Genomic DNA, 16,045 nt, shown 5'->3' with positions numbered 1-16,045 from the left:
CGACGACCGGGCCCCGTGCTGCCAAGGTGGGGGGCCGTCCAGCCCACCAGTCGGGCTACGCATTCCGGTCACTCGGGCACGGTCAGACATCAATCTACGCCGTGGCCGCCGGAGCCGCGCAGCAGCCGGGGCGCGAGAGCGTCGGCGGCCAGCACGCCCGCGCCGGCGACCAGCAGCCCGGTCAACAGCGGCGGGATCAGCGCCACCGGGAGCACCCGGGCGGCGTCGCCGCGCACGCCGGCGGTGCGGCGGGGCAGAGCCCACATCAGACCGGTCTCCGCGCCGAGCGTGCAGATCGCGGTGGCCACTGTGACGACCCCGATCGCGGCGAAGAACGCTCCCGCGCCGGCCGGGCCGTAGCCGCGGGTGATCACGACCGCCAGCACGAACCCGAACAGGCCACTGGTGGCCGCGCCGAGCAGCCCGGCCACACCGCTGCGCGCGCTGCGGCGGGTCTCGGCCGAGCCGGTGTCCTCGGCAGGCGACGGCGTTGCCTGATCCTCGGCGGGAGTGGACGTGGGCCGGCCCTCGTCGGCACCGGCCGACGGTCGGGTCGCGGCGGTCACGCGGGCACCGGCGCGGTCCGCGCGGGCGTCGGCGACGACCCGGCCAGCCGGGTCAGCCGTTCACGTTCGGTCAGGGCCATCGCGAAGGCCACGGCGAAGAACGCGACCGCCAGGTTCTGGTTCGCCATGCCGTAGAACGGGACCTGCACGAGGCAGACCACCGGCACCACCGCCAGCCACTGCCCGGCCGCCGACGTCGCCCGCGCACAGATCACCGCCGCGGCGACGAACCACGCCAGGAAGCAGATCAGCGCGGGTACGCCGTGGCTGAACAGCACCATCCACAACTGCCCCTGGGTGCCGATCGGCGCGGCCGCCGACACCGTGTCGACGTTCACCGGAGCGCCGTAGCCCAACCAGGGCGACTCCTGCACCCGGCGGATCACCTCGGTGTAGAGCGAGAGCCGGTCGGTGTTCGTGTCGCTGGAGTCGACCCGCCTGCTGATCAGCTCGGTGATCGGGATGAACAGGGTGGCCAACCCGCCGATCACCACGACCCCGACGATGGAGGCGGCCACCCGGACGTTGCCGCGCAGGCTGGCCCGCACCCCGAGCACCGCCAGCCCGGCGCCGAGGCTGAGGAACATCGCCCGGTTGAGGGTGAGGAACGCCGGCGCCAGCGACAGCGGCAGCGACGCCAGCAGCGCCCAGCGCAGCAGCCCCTGCCGGCGCAGCATCGCGAAGGCCACCACGCAGGGCAGGGTCATCGCGTACGCGCTGCCGTAGTTGTTGGTGTACGCGAACGGCGCGGCCGGCCGATAGATCGGGTTGAGCGAACGGGCGCTGTATTCAGCGGTGGTGAGGTGCACCATGTCCTGGATGAACGGGGTGCCGGCCACCCCACCGGGCAGCAGCATCTCCATCGGGGTCGTCATGGCCAGCCGGGGCACGAGCACCCCGAGCCAGCCCAGCGCCACCAGCCCGAACCAGAACGCGCAGAGCGGGGTGAGCACCGCCACCAGGCTGGCGCGTTCCCGGGCGGCCGCGTAGACGTAGACGCCGACCACCAGCGCGGTCAGGTAGAAGGCCAGCCGCAGGGCGAACGTGAGCAGCGAGGCGGGCGACGACAACTGGGTGGCACTCACCACCACGATGGCGAGGAAGAGCAGCCAGATGCCGACCGCCGGCGGCAGCGGCACGCGCCCCCGGGTCAGCAGCAACGCGAGCAGCAGCGCGCCCAGCAGCGGCCAGCCGAGGTAGAACGCACCGAGCAACCACCAGAGCGGCACCAGGCCGAACATCATCGACAGCGGCCAGAGCGGCAGGTGCGGCGGCGCGGACGGCGGCACCGGCGCGGGCTCCTGCGGAGCGCCTCCGGGTGGTGGTTCGGTCGCCGGGGCGCGGGTCACCGACACGCTCAGGCCCGGCCGTTTCGGGTGAGCACGAAGCCCAGCGGGGTGACCCCGGCGGCGCGCAGCCGCTCCACCAGGCGCCGCAGGTCGCTCTGCCGGGTGCGGTCGCGCTCCACGACCACCACCGCGCTGCCCTGCCGGGCCACGGCCACGCCACGCTCGTCGGACTCGGCCGGCGGGGCGTTGAACAGAACCAGGCCGTGGTCCGCGCCCTGCCGCCAGGTGCCGAACCGGACACTGCCCACACCCACGACAACCTCGTCGGGGGTGACGACGCGACTGTTCTCCGGGCGGGCGGACGCCACCCTCGGCAGCGTCAGGGTGGCGTCGGGGTCGGTGGACGGGCGGGCGCCGGGCGGGTGCGGGGAGGGCCGACGGGCGGGCGTGCTCTCCGTGGTGGCACCGGCGGCCGGTGTGCTGCCGGCCGGCCGGGGTTTGGGCACCAGCGGCCGGGACGGGTCGATGGGCAGTCGCCCCCGGTCGGCGAGGACGCTGGCCCGTAGCCGCTCGATCCGTCCGCTGTCGTCGGCGACGAAGACCTCCCGGCCGTCGACGGCGAGCGCCACGGCGAGCCCGGCGGTGAGCGGGGTGGCGTCCTCCCGGGCGGTGACCAGAGCCACCCGGGCCGGCTGCCGGACCCGCTCGGCGACCGCCATCGCCACGTACCGGATGTCCGCGTCGACCGCCCGCGGGCTGCCCCGGAACGCCGGCCGGCGCACCGTGCCGAGCAGCGGCAGGCCGGAGGCCTCCCGGCCGTCGGCGACCGAGCGGACCCGCCGGTCGGTCGACTCCCAGAGGTACGCCAGGACGATGCCGACCAGCGCGCCTCCGAGCAGGCCGGCGACCAGGTAGAGCGGCCGGTGCCCGGCGGAGGTGACCAGCGCCTTCTCGGCGGTCTGGGTGACCCACCCGGGGTTGACGTCGACCGCGGCGATCTCGGTACGGGCGGCGTTGAGCTGGGTGAGCTGGTTGTTGATCCCGGCCAGTTCGGCCACCAGCGCGTCACCGGCGGCGCTGTCCTTGGCGGTGTTCGCCCGCTTCTGCAACGCGGTCTGCTGGGCGGCGACCTTGGTGATGCTGGCGTCGTAGGAGCGCAGCATCTCGGCGCGCTGCTGCTCGTACATGGTCCGGCGCACGCTCAGGTACGCCTCGGCGGCCCTGTTGGCGCTCTGCACGGCCTGGTGCGCCTCGCGCGCCTGGTAGGTGAAGCGCAGGATCTGCCCACCGGTGGGCACCTCGACCTCGAGCGCGTCACGGATGTCGCGCGGGTCGCCGCCGGCGAATTCGGCGAGCTGCTGCACCACCTCGGTGCCGGTGGCGATGCCGCTCTCCACGTTCATGTTGACCGCGCGGTCGGCGCCCGCGCCGCTGGGGGTGAAGGCGTCTGTCACGACCGGCCGGACCGCGACCACGGCGCTCGCGGACAGCGCCGCTGGCACCAGCAGCACATAGCCGAGCGCGGCGAGCAGGCCGACCATGGCGACCGCCGCGACCAACCGCAACCGGTGCATCGGCACCCGCAGCAGGTCGGTCAGTGTCACGGCACGCGAGGTGCCGGAGGACGGGCCGTCCGTGGGCCAGGGGGCGGGCGCTGCATCAGTCATGGAACTTCTTCACCGTCTGTTGAGGATTGCCGACGACCACGACGCCGGGCGGTACGTCCGTGCGGACCACAGTCGCCGCGCCGACGACGCTGTCCCGGCCGACCCGCACGCCCTTCAGAACCAAAGCGTGCGCACCGACCCAGACGTTGTCCTCGAGAACGATCGGAGCACGGGTGAGCGGGCCGGGCGGTGCGTGCCGCTGCTCGGGGGGCAGGTTGTGGAAGTCGTTGTCGAGCAGCTCGCAGTCCGACAGGAGGCAGCGGTCCCCCACTGTCACCGACGTCCAGGTGCCGATCCAGGTGGCATTGAGCAGACAGTCCGCGCCGACGCGTACCTCGCCGGGACCGGCGAAGCGGACGAGTTTGTTCAACCGGGTGCGGTCACCGATGGTGACCCGCACACCGCGCCGCAACCGGATCCGGCCACGGATCTCCACGTCTCGACCGAGCGTCAACCGTCGGTAACGGAGCTGATACCAGCCGCGTTTGACCGCGAAGACCAGACGCACCGCGCGTCTCGTTCGGATGCCACCGGCGCCGAGCAACGACCCTCCCCCACCGTCGCGGGCCGGCGGCGGTGGGTACCCGCCACCGGCCCAACGTGAACAATCTACCGATGCTCCGTTACGAACGGTTGACCCTTACTGTACGGAGAAGAATGTCGATGGGGTAGACCAGGACAACTCGGGCGTCGCGCTGCTGATGACCGTCGCCGTGGTGCCGTTGACCACCGCCGTCGGCGCGGCCGTCGGGTCGAACGGCACGCTCCGCAGAGTGCCGTCGGTGGAGCCGTAGACGATCCGGCCGCCCACCCAGGCCATGCCCCGCACCGTGGACCAGGTCACGCCCGTGGTCGGCAGGGCGAACTCGGTGGCGCCGAGGTAGTTGCCGTCGATCTCGAAGTACCGGTAGTAGAGGTTGTTGGCCCCGGTACGGGTGTAGTAGAGCCGGCCGTCGAGGAAGAAGGCACCGGTCAGCAACGCCGGGTTGTACCAGTCGTTGTAGCCGGACGCCTCCCACGGCGAGCCGATCGCGCCCCCGTTGAAGAGCGAGATGTCGATCCGACTGCCGGTGGGCGTGCCGGCCACCGTGTGCGACCAGTAGATCCGGTCGTCCACCCGCCACGTCGCGCCGGCCGCCGTGTACGTGGGCTGGCTGACGCTGGTCGCGGTGCCCAGCTCGGTGCCGTTGAACGGCACCTTCGCCACGGTGCCCGAGGCGGTGCCGACGTAGAGGTTGCCGGTGGTGGCCGACGGCGGGTTCTTCGCGGTGAAGGTGCGTCCGCCGGCGAGCGGGAACATACCGAGCCGGCCGTGGTACTCCTCGCCCATGCCATCGGAGTTGTGCCCGAAGTAGAGGCCGTCCGAGCCGCGCCAGAGAACTGGCACCGACGAACCCCAGCTGCTGGTGCCCGACGGCATCGAGGCGCTGCCGCTACGGCGCGGGTTCCAGTTCACCGGCATGCCGGTCGCCGGAGTGACGGCGGCGATGCCGAGCCGGTCGATCGCGCCCGAACCCGCGTTGTCGCTGGCGTTCGGGTTGTTCAGCCAACGGAAGTGCCCGCCCAGGTAGATGACGTTGTCCGCGACCTCGACCGAGGTGATGGTGTCGTTGCCGGTGAAGTCGACCCAGGTCGCGAGCAGGCCGCTGCCCCGCGCGGCGGTCTCGAAGCGAACCAGGGCGTCGCAGTACGCGGTCGGCCAGCCGCCGCCGCCGTTGGTGCCGACCACGAACCAGCTGCCGTCCTCACCGAACTTCACATCCTGCACGTAGTGCACGAAGGTCGTCGGCGAAGCGCACGGCGGGGCGAACTTCTCGGTGCTCCAGTCGAGCAGGGTGGGAGTCCCGGAGACGTCCACCAACGCCATCTGGTTGCGCGGCAGGTCGTTGACGAGCGTGAAGTTGCCGCCGACGACCAGGGTGCCGCCGTCCGGCGCGACGTCGATGGTCCAGACGTACGACGTGGTGCCGTGCCGTCCCACAGTGGCGTCGATGCTGAAGCTCGGGTCGATCGCGCCGGTGGTCGCGTTGAGCCGGCCCAGACCGGCGTGCGCGGTGCCGTTGAGCCAGTTGAACGCGCCGGCCACATACAGCCAGTTGCCGTGCAGCGCCAGGTCACGGACGGTGCCGCCGTCGGAACGCCCGACCCAGCTGTCGATGATCGCGCCGGTCGACGGGTTGAGCGCCACCAGGTTCTTCCGGGAGACGCCGTTGACGTTCTTGAAGGTGCCGCCGACGATCAGCGTGCCGCCGGGGCCGGCGAGGAGCGTGTTGACCGCGCCGTCGAGCACCGGCAGGAAGGTGGTCGACATGGTGCCGGTGGTCCGGTCGTACGCGAAGAGGTAGCGCTGCGTCACCCACGCGGAACTCGCGGTCTGCCGGACTTGGGTGAAGCTGCCGCCGACGAAGACCGTGTTGCCCACCTGCGCGAAGGCACGGGTCTCACCGTCTCGGGCGTGCGGGGTCGTGTCGGCGGGGTTCGCCGACACCAGAGTCGCCGTGGCCGGGACCGGTACCACAGCGGCCGACGCGGTCGTGGGCACGCCCAGAGCTGCGGCGATGATCGCCAACGCGACCATCCCCGCCCGAGTACGACGTCGTCCTGCAAAACGCCACAAGTGCGAGAGTTTGGGCACGCTGCGCCTCCAGATTGGATGAGAACCCGAGGTAGCGTGCCTCGTCCAGCCTGGTAAACAAAATCCGCCGATTGGGCGGTGCATGAATCCGCAAGCCGACAGAACGCCGGAGGATCGGCTGTGCGACCCCCGGCGAACGTCGTCCGGTCAGCCCGTTTCGAACGTCAGCGGTTACCTCCGGTGGGTTGCCGCAGGTAGGGGTCCTGGCCGGCCTTCGCGAAGCCGGCCACCGCCGCGGCGTCGTGGTTCATCGTCATGTCGCAGGTCGACGTGCGGCTGGTCATGCCGGCCGAGTTGAAGTAGATGGCCGCCTTGATCTTCGGGTGCTCCTTCAGCGCCGCCGGGAAATCCTGGAACCAGCGCTGCTTGGCGCCCAGGTCGGCGGAGTTGAAGTTGGTGCCGAACTCGGCGAGCATCCGGGGCTTGCCGGCACCGATGCCGTTGTCGTCCAGCCACCGGTAGAAGCCACCGACCGTCGTGCTCGGGCTCTTCCACACCGTGCTGCCGTTGCAGACGTGGAAGTTGTACGGGTCGTAGGCCACCCAGTCGACGTACCGGTCACCCGGGTACAGGCCGGCGTACCGGGAGTAGTGCCCGGACCAGCCCATCATCGTCCAGACCCAGACCGCGTTGGTCGCACCGGCGCTGGCGAACCGCTCGTGGACGTAGCGCCAGGCCCGGACGAAATCGGCGTCGCTGCCCTTGTTCGGCTCGTCCTCCGGCTCGTGGTCGAAACCGATGAAGACCGGCACACCGGCGGCCTTGATCCGACCCGCGACCGCGTCGATGGTGCCGTCCTGCTTGCCGCCGTAGACGTCCGACCACTTCAGTGTGGTGCCGGCCGAGAAGTCCCGGGACTCCCAGGCGAAGAACATCAGCCGGCCCTCGCGCATCTGCTGCTGCTCGTACATGTCGGGGAAGGCGCCGTTACTGCCGGCGTTGGAGAAGTCGTGGTAGCGGTGCACGATGTCGAACTTGCGCCCGACCTGAGTCTCCACATCGGTGACGGCCTTGCCGTGGTCCCAGCCGCCGGCTGCACCGGCGGGCGAGTACATGCCCCACCAGGCGCCACAGGACGGGACGAGCTTGTCCGAGACGGAACCACACTTGCCGGACGGAACGGTGCCGCTGGCGCTCGGGGTCGCCGTCCGGGTCGGGGCGATGGTCGGCGACGGCTTCGGCGAGGCGGAGGTCGGCGACGCGCTCGGCGACGGCGGCGGTGCCGGCCGGGTGGGCGTCACCGGCGACGGCCGGGACCCGAGGTCGTAGCTGATCAGCAGGCTGGGTCGCAGGTCCGGGTTGCGGTTCTCGACCGACGCCCAGTAGATCCGGCTCTCCAGGCCGCTCTGCGCCAACGAGACCGTCCAGGTGCCGTTGCCGGTGACCAGTTTGGAGACGTCCCACTCGTTGAAGCCCTTGGACACGCTGGTCACGCTGTCCAGTGCGGCACCGGCCGACGTCAGCGGCGGCCGCGACTCGCGGGCGCTCAGCGGCGAGGCGTGCGCCGTCACCGTGGCGGGGAACTGCTGCCAGGCGTGCACCCGCAGGGTCGCCCGGATGTTGACCGCGGTGGACGGCACCGTGGTCACCGCGAACTCGATGACCGCCTCGCGGCCACCGCGCGGGTTGCCGTCGCAGCGCGTCGCGCAGGTGGCCAGCGTCGACTTGGCCGCGTTGTCACCGTCCTGCGACACCGCGGTGGCGGTGGTGTCGGCCGCCGCCCGGATCGACAGGTCGTCGCTGGCGAGCAGCGGCATCATCGTCGCCACGATGCCGGCCACCACCGAACCGCCGACCACGCCGATGGCAATCGCCTTACGCCGGGGCCCGGAGTGGAACCGGGTGATGCGGTGCAGTCCGTGCCTGGTCAAGGAAACTCCCTGTGTCTGCGTCCGTAACGGTGAGCAGCGTATCGATGACCAGGACATGTGGCAGGTAGGACAGTTTTCCGTAAGCGCGTCTTAACCGTCAGCTAAGGAACCGCCTCGGGGAAATCAGGGCCTCTGGCCAGGGGCGCGACTGAAGCCCGCCACACACCTTGCCCGTGGAGCACGCGCGCAGTCAACGGAACCCGTGGAAAGCCGCCGGCCTCCAGGACGGTGCGGCTGCCTGTTCGGTCCGTCAGCCGGCGCGAGCGGCAGTCAGCGCGGCGGCCATCGCCGCCGTCGGCGCGGTCACGCCGGTGAACTGTTCGAACTGCCCGACCGCCTGGGCCAGCAGCAGATCCAGACCAGAGACGATCCGGCAACCGGCCGCGTCGGCGGCCGTCGCCAACGGCGTCGGCCACGGGTCGTAGAGCGCGTCGAAGAACACCGCGCCCGGCCGCCAGGCCACCGCGCCGGCCAGCGGGTCGGCCACCCCCTTCGGCACCGTGGAGACGACCACGTCGGCGGTGCCGAGCCGCCGGGGCGCGTCGGCCCACGAAGCGGGTGTCAGCGCGACACCCACCGCGTCCGCCACCGGGCGCAACTCGTCGACCGCCTCGGGTCGGCGGGCCACCACCGTCACCGACGAGCAGGCCAGTTGCGCGGCGGCGGCGAGCGCGGCGCGGGCCGTCCCGCCGGCGCCGAGCACCGTCACGGCGGCACCGGCTGTCACACCGGCGTCGGTGAGCACCCGCACCATGCCAGCGACGTCGGTGTTGTCCGCGTACCAGGAGCCGTCCGGACGGCGTACCAACGTGTTGGCCGCACCGACGGCGGCGGCGACCGGCGACGCGGCGTCGGCCACGGCGAGCGCCGCCTCCTTGCCCGGCATGGTCACCGACAGCCCGGCCCACTCCGGGCCCAGGCCGGCGACCAGATCCGGCAGCTCCGCGGCCGCGCATTCGATCCGGGTGTACGACCAGCCGGTCAGCCCGGCGGCGACGTAACCCGCGGTGTGGATCACCGGGGAGAGGGAGTGCGCGATCGGCTTGCCCAGCACCGCGGCCCTACGGCTCGCCTCGGTCACCCCGCACCACCCTGCGCTGCTGTCGTGTTCCGCATCACGTCTCCGTCCTCACGGACCCTCGGATCGACCCTACCCAGCAGGCAGATCGAGCCACCGGAGACCCACTGTCGAGGACCACGCCCGGGGCGGCCAGCGCTTGACGCTCATCGATGGGAGTGAAAGCATTTCGGCGACGGTACGACCGATCTGAAAATGGGGGGAACCTTGAACAAACGCATTCTGCGTGCCCTGGTCGCAATTGCCGCAGCCTTCAGCCTTTCGCTGATGATCGGCGCGCCCGCCAAGGCGGACGCCGCAGCGGGCAGCTGGTCGGACAACCACCAGCTGTGCAATTCCAGCTCCTGCGTGCGATCGGGCAACATCGTGCGGCTCTGGCAGGCCATCGTCTGGGCCGACGACCTGAGCGGCACCGTCGGCACCAGCTTCATCGACGGGGAGTTCGGCTCCAACACCGCTGCCAAGACCAGGACCTGGCAGGACGTGATGAACATCGGCATCGACGGCTCCGTCGGGCCGCAGACCTGGGGCAAGGCGTACGGCGCTGTCAACCGCAACACCGGGTTCGACACGAGCACCCAGACCGGCTACTTCTACTACGGCTACAACCGCACGTTCGGTCTGCGCAAGCAGAACAGCAATGGCGTGTGGACGTTCCTCAACCCGCGCACCGGCACGTGGACCGGCACGAGTCACTGACAATGACGCAGTAATTGCGCGTCAGGACTGACAACGTAACGGCTCCCTTCCCGGCGACGACCACAATTGCGGTCGCAATGGGAAGGGAGCCGTTACGGCATGATTCGGCCGGTCAGATGATGCCGGCCTCCCGAGCCTTGTTCTCATTGCGCTGGTGCTGCTCGTACGTCTCGGCGAACTCCGAGTGGCCTTCCCTGTCGATGGCCACAAAGTAGAGCCACTTGCCGGTCGGCGTGTCCATCGCGCCTTCCAGCGCCTGCTTGCCCGGGTTGTTGATCGGGGTGGGGATCATGCCCCTCAGCTTGCGGTTGTACGGGTTCTTCGGGTCGTCCAGCTCGGCCGCCGTCATCTGCTTGGACGACTTGGTCGGCTTACCGATCGACTCCAGGTAGTAGTTGACGGTGACGTCCATCTCCAGGCAGTTGCACGGGAACTCGCCGTACGCCCGGTTGTAGGCCACCCGGGCGACCTTCCCGAGGTCGTCCTTGTTGCCCGCCTCGGCCTGGGCCAGCGAGGCCACGATCAACGCCTCGTACGGGCTGACCTTGCGTTCCTCCTGCACCCGGTCGGCGAATTTCATCTCACCGGTCACCGAGAGGAAGCGGTTCACCATCAGCTTGAGGATGCTCTCGGCGGTGGACTTCGGCGGGATCTCGTAGGTGTCCGGGAAGAGGAAACCCTCGATGGACTTGACGCTCTTCTTGCCGTCACCGCGCGTGTACCACCAGTCCGGGACGCCGAGCCCCTCCGGGTCCTTCGCGGCGGCCTGGAAGTCCTTGACCGGGATCTTGGTCTTCTCGGAGAGCAGCTTGTAGATGTTGAAGCTGGTGCGGCCCTCGGGGATGGTCAACCCGTTGACGATCTTGTTCTTCAGGTCGAGCATCGCGGTCACGGCGTTCGCGCCGCTCATCTGCTTGCGCAGCTTGTACGTGCCCGGCTGGATGTTCTTGCTGCGCGAGTTGGCCTCGGCCGCCTCGATGAACGCCTTCTGGCTCTTGACCACGTCGGCCGCCACGAGGGCGTCGGCCATGTCGGCGAGCAGCGCGCCGCTCTTGATCTCGACGGTGATCTCACCGGCCCCGCTGCCGTCGTAGTCGGGGGTGACGAAGTAGTTCTGGATACGGTCGAAGCCGTAGAACGCGCCACCGCCGATGCCGCCCAACAGGAGCAGGGCCATCAGCAGAGCCAGGAACGTCTTGCCCCGACCGCCGCCGGACCCGCTCTTGCGCTTGCGGAAGCCGCGCCGGTGCCGACCCTTCTCCCCCCGCTCCGCATCGTCGAACCCAAGATCCAGATCGTCGATCATTACGTCCGCCTCCGCTGCGCGTCCAGCCAGCTCTGCAGGATCTCCACCGCGGCCGCCTGATCGACAACCGCACGTTGACGTTTACCTCGGACGCCACGCTCGGCAAGCCTACGAGAAGCGACCACGGTCGACATCCTCTCGTCAGTGAGCGTTACCGGGACAGGCGCTATCACATCGACCAGTCGGTCAGCGTACGCCTTCACATGGACAGCCGCAGGACCATGCTTGCCGGCGAGATTGACCGGAAGACCGACGACAACCCCGACGGCCTCGTGCTCGGCCACCAACGCGGCCAACTCGGCGAGGTCGCTCGGCACCGCGTCCGGCGCCGCCGTGAGGTCGCGGGCCAGCGTGACCAGCGGCGTTGCCAAGATCCCGTCCGGATCCGAGCGGGAGATGCCCACCCGCACCTGACCGACATCCACACCGATCCGCACACCGCGCGTCAGCTCAGCCACCGACGGTCACCACCGACCGGGTACGAACCAGGGCGGACCAATCGGCCCGCCCTGACTCACAGTGATGATCCGTCACGCTTCAGTAATCGCCTTCTCGACGGTGAGCAGCAGGTTCGGCGCCTCAGCCGCGGGCAGACCGCCGCCCTGGGCCAGATCGGGGCTGCCACCGCCGCGCCCGGAGAACGCCGCCTTCACCAGATCCGACGCGGCCAGGCCCCGGCTGCGCGCCGCCGCGTTGACCGCGACCACCAGGGACGCCTTGCCGTTCGACCGCGCCGCCACCGCGACGACCGCCGGCCGCGCCGGGTCGATCTTGCCGCGGATCTCCTGGGCCAGGGTGCGCACATCGTTGCCGGCCGCGCCCTCCGGCGCCTCCGTGCCCACGTACGCGACCCCGCGCACGTCCTTGGCCTGCGCCGCGAGCGCCGCCGCGCCACCCAGCACCAACTGGGCGCGCAGCTTCTCCAGCTCCTTCTCGGCGTCCCGAAGCTGGGTGACGGTCTGCTCCACCCGGTCGGCGACCTGATCGTTGGGCACCCGGTACAGCTCGGCCAACCGGGAGACCAGCAGGTGCTCCTTGGCCAGGAAGCTGAAGGCGTCCATGCCGACCAGCGCCTCCACCCGGCGGACACCGGAGCCGATCGACGACTCGGAGAGGATCTTCACGAGGCCGAGTTGGGCCGAGCGGGCCACGTGCGTGCCGCCGCACAGCTCCCGGGCGTAGTCACCCACCTCGACGACCCGCACCTCCTCGCCGTACTTCTCGCCGAAGAGCGCCATCGCGCCGATGCGCCGCGCCTCCTCCAACGAGGTGATGAAGGCGTGCACCTCCAGGTCGGCCAGCAGCACCTCGTTGACCTGCTGCTCCACGTCACGAAGGACGCTCGGCGACACCCCGGTCGGGGTGTTGAAGTCGAACCGGAGCCGACCGGGGGCATTCAGCGACCCGGCCTGCGTGGCCGACTCTCCGAGGAAGTTGCGCATTGTCTGGTGCACCAGGTGCGTGGCGGTGTGCGACCGGGAGATCGCCCGACGCCGCGTCGTGTCGATCTCGGCGAAACCGGCCTCACCGGCGCGTACCTCGCCCCGGATCACCCGAGCGCGGTGCACGATCAGACCGGGCACCGGCTGCTGCACGTCGAGCACCTCGACCTGCCCGCCACCAACCGTGATCATGCCCTGGTCGGGCTGCTGCCCACCGCCCTCGGCGTAGAACGGGGTGGTGTCCAGCACCAGCTCGATGGTGTCGCCCTCGGTCGCCGCCTGACGCGGGCCGTCGGCGCCGAGCAGCGCCCGCACCGTCGACTCGCGGGACACCTCGCCGTACCCGGTGAACGTCACCGGACCACCCGCGTCGAGCACCGACCGGTACGCCGACAGGTCGACGTGCCCCGTCTTGCGGGCCTGCGCGTCGGCCTTCGCCCGGGTCCGCTGGTCGGCCATCAGCCGCCGGAACCCCTCGTCGTCGACGCTGAGGCCCTGCTCCGCGGCGATCTCCAGGGTCAGATCGATCGGGAAGCCGTACGTGTCGTGCAACTGGAACGCCTTCGCCCCGGACAACGCCGAGCCGCCCGCCGTGCGGGTCTCCGCGATCGCGGTGTCCAGGATCGTCGTTCCCGCCCGCAGCGTGGACAGGAACGCCTCCTCCTCCGCGTACGCGTAGTCCGCGATCCGGTCGAAGTCACTCGCCAACTCCGGGTACGACGGCGCCATGCAGTCCCGCGCCACCGGCAGCAGCTCGGGCAGCGCCCGCTCCTGCCACCCCAGCAACCGGATCGACCGGATCGCCCGACGCATGATCCGCCGCAGCACGTACCCGCGACCCTCGTTCGACGGGGTCACCCCGTCACCGATCAGCATCAACGCCGTACGCACGTGATCCGCGATCACCCGCAACCGCACGTCGTCCGGGTGCGACTCACTCGCCACGTGCCCCGAGTGCGCCCCGTACCGCTTCCCGGTCAGCTCGGCCGCCCGCGCCAGGATCGGCCGGACCTCGTCGATCTCGTACAGGTTGTCCACACCCTGCAGGATCGACGCCATCCGCTCCAGGCCCATGCCCGTGTCGATGTTCTTCGCCGGCAGGTCACCCAGGATCGGGTAGTCCTCCTTGTTGGTGCCCGGCCCCCGCTCGAACTGCATGAACACGAGGTTCCAGTACTCCATGTACCGGTCCTCGTCGACCGCCGGACCACCCTCACGCCCATACTCCGGGCCCCGGTCGTAGAACAGCTCCGACGACGGACCACACGGCCCGGGAATGCCCATCGACCAGAAGTTGTCCGCCTTGCCCCGACGCACGATCCGCTCTGCCGGCACACCCACCGACCGCCAGATCTCGTACGCCTCGTCGTCGTCGAGGTAGATCGTCGGCCAGATCCGCTCCGGATCCAGCCCGTACCCACCCTCGGCGATCGGCTTCGTGGACAACTCCCACGCCAGCGGAATCGCACCGGCCTTGAAATAGTCACCGAAGGAGAAGTTGCCGTTCATCTGGAAGAACGTGCCGTGCCGGCTCGTCTTACCGACCTCGTCGATGTCCGGCGTACGAATGCACTTCTGCACACTCACCGCCCGCTGGTACGCGGGCGTCTGCTGACCCAGGAAGTACGGCACGAACTGCACCATGCCGGCATTGACGAACAGCAGGTTCGGATCGCTGATGGCGGGCAGCGGAGCGGACGGCACCACGGCGTGCCCATTCGCCTCGAAATGCGCGAGGTACCGCCGCTTGATCTCCGCCGTCTTCATCGCTGGTGTTCCTCCGGAAAGATTTCTCGATCGCCGATCCGCGGGTCTTCCCGCAGGTCGGCGAACTTGTCGTCGAACGCCTCGCCCTGGGCGAACGCGTGGTGGATCTCCTGCTCGCGTTCGGCCATCCCGACCCGGACGTCCTCCACGAAACTACGCAGCGACTCGACGAGCCCGCCAGCGGATTCCGTCAACGAGCTGGCGATGCCCGCCGGCGTGTACGCCTGCGCGGTCCGGGTCGCCTTGCGTACCACGATCACCCCGACGGCCACCCCGATGCCGAGCCAGAACAAGCGCCTCATGTCCCGCTACCTCCTGGTGCGCCGGGCCGGTCAGCTGTTGCCGCGTCGCGCGGCCCGCCGCTGCTGCTTGATGGTGTCGCGTACCTCGCGCTCGGTCTCGGCGTGCCGGCGGCCGGCGGCGGCCTTCCGCACGCCGTAGCCGAACGCGGCCACCTTCACCAGGGGGTTGGCGGCCGCGGCGGAGACCACGGTGGCCAGATTGGCGACGTTGGCGGTGACGTTCTGCGCGTGACTGGTCATGGTGTCGACCTTCGCCAGCTGGAGGTTCACACCGTCGAGCGAGATCTGCACCTGCTCCAGCGCGGTGTTGACGTTCTTCACAGTGGTGTTCACGTCACCGAGCAGCGGTGCGGTCCGATCATTCAGGTCGTTGATCATGCGGGTGGTGGCGTCAACCGTGTGCCGCAGCCGCAGGATGGGCAGCGTCAGGATGAGCACCAGCACCGCGAACGCGGATGCCGCGATCAGCGCCGCTATCGCTCCAATGTCGCCCACGCCTGTCCTCCTCAAGCAGAGTTCCGCAGGACCCGACGTCCCCGGAACGCACAACCATGCCACCCGTACCGGCCGCCGAGCCGTCGGCGCTCACCGGTAGCGGGCGTGCCCGCCAGCCCCAGACCCTACCGTCCGTGATGGAGACCGGCTCAGGACGGTGAGGGTGTCAGCTCACCCAGCGGATCCGCACTGACCGTCGGGAACGGATCCTCACCGGTCAGTGACGGGTCGGTGGTCGGCTGCGGCCTGGTCCGCTCGTCGTCGATCGCATTGCGCACCTTCACCGACACCAACGAGCCGGTGCACTCGGTCGCAGCGGCCGACGGGTCGCCGGACGGCACGGTCGCCGGCTCGCCGTCCACCGGCGGCGGCACACAGGTCGGCTCGCGTACCCACAGGTCGAGGGTCAACTCGTCGCGACGCCAGCAGGTGTAGCTGCCCTTCGTCTCCTGCTCCGGGCAGCGACTCACCTTCCACGGCTGCCACCCGTCCCGCCGCAGCGCGTCCTCGTAGACCTGCGCCGTCTCCTTGGGCGCCTTCTCCGAGGTCACGGTGCGCTCACGCAGCCGGCAGTCGAGCAGGCACCAGCGGCTGCCGCTGACGTCGTCGACCGTCTTCGCGGCCGCCCAGCCGGGCACGCCGAGCTGGTCCAGGTTGTCGAAGACCGGGTCACGGCTCAGCGTCCGGAGCCCGAAGAAGAGCGGCACCGCGCCGAGCAGCACGACGCTGACCAGCACCAACACCGCCGCGCGCAGGCGACGTCGTTCACGGGTCTGCCGGCGTTCCTCGGAACGGGCACCCGGTGCGGCGTCGTCGTCCGGCGCGTCCTGACCGGCCGAGCGCAGCGCCGGCCCGTCGGAGGGTCCCGCTGTGACAACCGGGTCGGCTCACAGCACCGCTGTCACCGCTCGCCGGGGACGGCCCGCGC

Annotated in this window: 13 protein-coding genes and 1 pseudogene; 1 reads left to right on the top strand and 13 read right to left on the bottom strand. The window is 70.2% G+C overall.

Going from position 1 to position 16,045, the window contains the following annotated elements; genetic code table 11:
• Positions 1-122: 122 nt before the first annotated feature.
• The 7 genes and pseudogenes from ABZ749_RS11330 to ABZ749_RS11300 form a co-directional block, all read right to left on the bottom strand.
• Positions 123-566, bottom strand: a pseudogene (locus tag ABZ749_RS11330) (lipopolysaccharide biosynthesis protein); the annotation flags it as partial.
• A complete protein-coding gene (locus ABZ749_RS11325) occupies positions 563-1,855 on the bottom strand; it encodes an O-antigen ligase family protein (RefSeq protein ID WP_357226108.1) in 1,293 nt (430 codons plus the stop codon). The pseudogene ABZ749_RS11330 and the gene ABZ749_RS11325, both read right to left, overlap by 4 nt.
• A gap of 68 nt (positions 1,856-1,923) precedes the next feature.
• Positions 1,924-3,522, bottom strand: coding sequence for a lipopolysaccharide biosynthesis protein (locus ABZ749_RS11320; protein WP_357226102.1), 1,599 nt, complete (start codon positions 3,520-3,522; stop codon positions 1,924-1,926).
• A complete protein-coding gene (locus ABZ749_RS11315) occupies positions 3,515-4,030 on the bottom strand; it encodes a DapH/DapD/GlmU-related protein (RefSeq protein ID WP_355009213.1) in 516 nt (171 codons plus the stop codon). Before ABZ749_RS11315 ends, ABZ749_RS11320 begins: the two co-directional genes overlap by 8 nt.
• Positions 4,031-4,162: 132 nt before the next feature.
• Complete coding sequence (locus ABZ749_RS11310; RefSeq protein ID WP_357226098.1) at positions 4,163-6,100, bottom strand: hypothetical protein; 1,938 nt, start codon at positions 6,098-6,100, stop codon at positions 4,163-4,165.
• A gap of 221 nt (positions 6,101-6,321) precedes the next feature.
• Positions 6,322-8,028, bottom strand: a complete 1,707-nt coding sequence (locus ABZ749_RS11305; RefSeq protein WP_357226093.1) for a glycoside hydrolase — start codon at positions 8,026-8,028, stop codon at positions 6,322-6,324.
• Positions 8,029-8,278: 250 nt separating this feature from the next.
• Positions 8,279-9,109: a shikimate dehydrogenase gene (locus ABZ749_RS11300; protein WP_357226089.1), complete on the bottom strand. Its 831-nt coding sequence runs from the start codon at positions 9,107-9,109 to the stop codon at positions 8,279-8,281.
• 264 nt (positions 9,110-9,373) lie between these two features.
• On the opposite strand from ABZ749_RS11300, the gene ABZ749_RS11295 reads away from it, so the two are divergent.
• A complete protein-coding gene (locus tag ABZ749_RS11295; RefSeq protein WP_355009217.1) occupies positions 9,374-9,805 on the top strand; it encodes a peptidoglycan-binding protein in 432 nt (143 codons plus the stop codon).
• 112 nt (positions 9,806-9,917) lie between these two features.
• On the opposite strand, the gene mltG is transcribed toward ABZ749_RS11295, so the two are convergent.
• The 6 genes from mltG to ABZ749_RS11265 form a co-directional block, all read right to left on the bottom strand.
• Positions 9,918-11,111 (bottom strand): endolytic transglycosylase MltG, encoded by a 1,194-nt coding sequence (gene mltG, locus ABZ749_RS11290; protein WP_357226083.1) that lies wholly within the window; start codon positions 11,109-11,111, stop codon positions 9,918-9,920.
• Positions 11,111-11,569: a Holliday junction resolvase RuvX gene (gene ruvX / locus ABZ749_RS11285; protein WP_184184558.1), complete on the bottom strand. Its 459-nt coding sequence runs from the start codon at positions 11,567-11,569 to the stop codon at positions 11,111-11,113. Before ruvX ends, mltG begins: the two co-directional genes overlap by 1 nt.
• A 72-nt stretch (positions 11,570-11,641) precedes the next feature.
• Positions 11,642-14,320 (bottom strand): alanine--tRNA ligase, encoded by a 2,679-nt coding sequence (gene alaS / locus ABZ749_RS11280; protein ID WP_357226080.1) that lies wholly within the window; start codon positions 14,318-14,320, stop codon positions 11,642-11,644.
• Entirely contained in the window at positions 14,317-14,622 is a 306-nt protein-coding gene (locus tag ABZ749_RS11275; protein ID WP_091401860.1) for a hypothetical protein, read from the bottom strand. Before ABZ749_RS11275 ends, alaS begins: the two co-directional genes overlap by 4 nt.
• 30 nt (positions 14,623-14,652) lie before the next feature.
• Positions 14,653-15,117, bottom strand: coding sequence for a DUF948 domain-containing protein (locus ABZ749_RS11270; protein WP_124823092.1), 465 nt, complete (start codon positions 15,115-15,117; stop codon positions 14,653-14,655).
• Positions 15,118-15,266: 149 nt separating this feature from the next.
• Complete coding sequence (locus tag ABZ749_RS11265; RefSeq protein ID WP_357226111.1) at positions 15,267-15,962, bottom strand: hypothetical protein; 696 nt, start codon at positions 15,960-15,962, stop codon at positions 15,267-15,269.
• Positions 15,963-16,045: the final 83 nt, after the last annotated feature.

Source organism: Micromonospora sp. NPDC047753 (assembly GCF_040642735.1).
Lineage (GTDB): Bacteria > Actinomycetota > Actinomycetes > Mycobacteriales > Micromonosporaceae > Micromonospora.
This window is presented reverse-complemented; position numbering and strand designations above follow the sequence as displayed.

Excerpts from the sequence above, each read along its gene's own strand:
- mltG (WP_357226083.1), bottom strand. The coding sequence starts at position 11,111 with ATGATCGACGATCTGGATCTTGGGTTCGACGATGCGGAGCGGGGGGAG.
- ABZ749_RS11310 (WP_357226098.1), bottom strand. The coding sequence starts at position 6,100 with ATGGTCGCGTTGGCGATCATCGCCGCAGCTCTGGGCGTGCCCACGACC.
- ABZ749_RS11275 (WP_091401860.1), bottom strand. The coding sequence starts at position 14,622 with ATGAGGCGCTTGTTCTGGCTCGGCATCGGGGTGGCCGTCGGGGTGATC.
- ABZ749_RS11320 (WP_357226102.1), bottom strand. The coding sequence starts at position 3,522 with ATGACTGATGCAGCGCCCGCCCCCTGGCCCACGGACGGCCCGTCCTCC.
- ABZ749_RS11295 (WP_355009217.1), top strand. The coding sequence starts at position 9,374 with ATGATCGGCGCGCCCGCCAAGGCGGACGCCGCAGCGGGCAGCTGGTCG.
- alaS (WP_357226080.1), bottom strand. The coding sequence starts at position 14,320 with ATGAAGACGGCGGAGATCAAGCGGCGGTACCTCGCGCATTTCGAGGCG.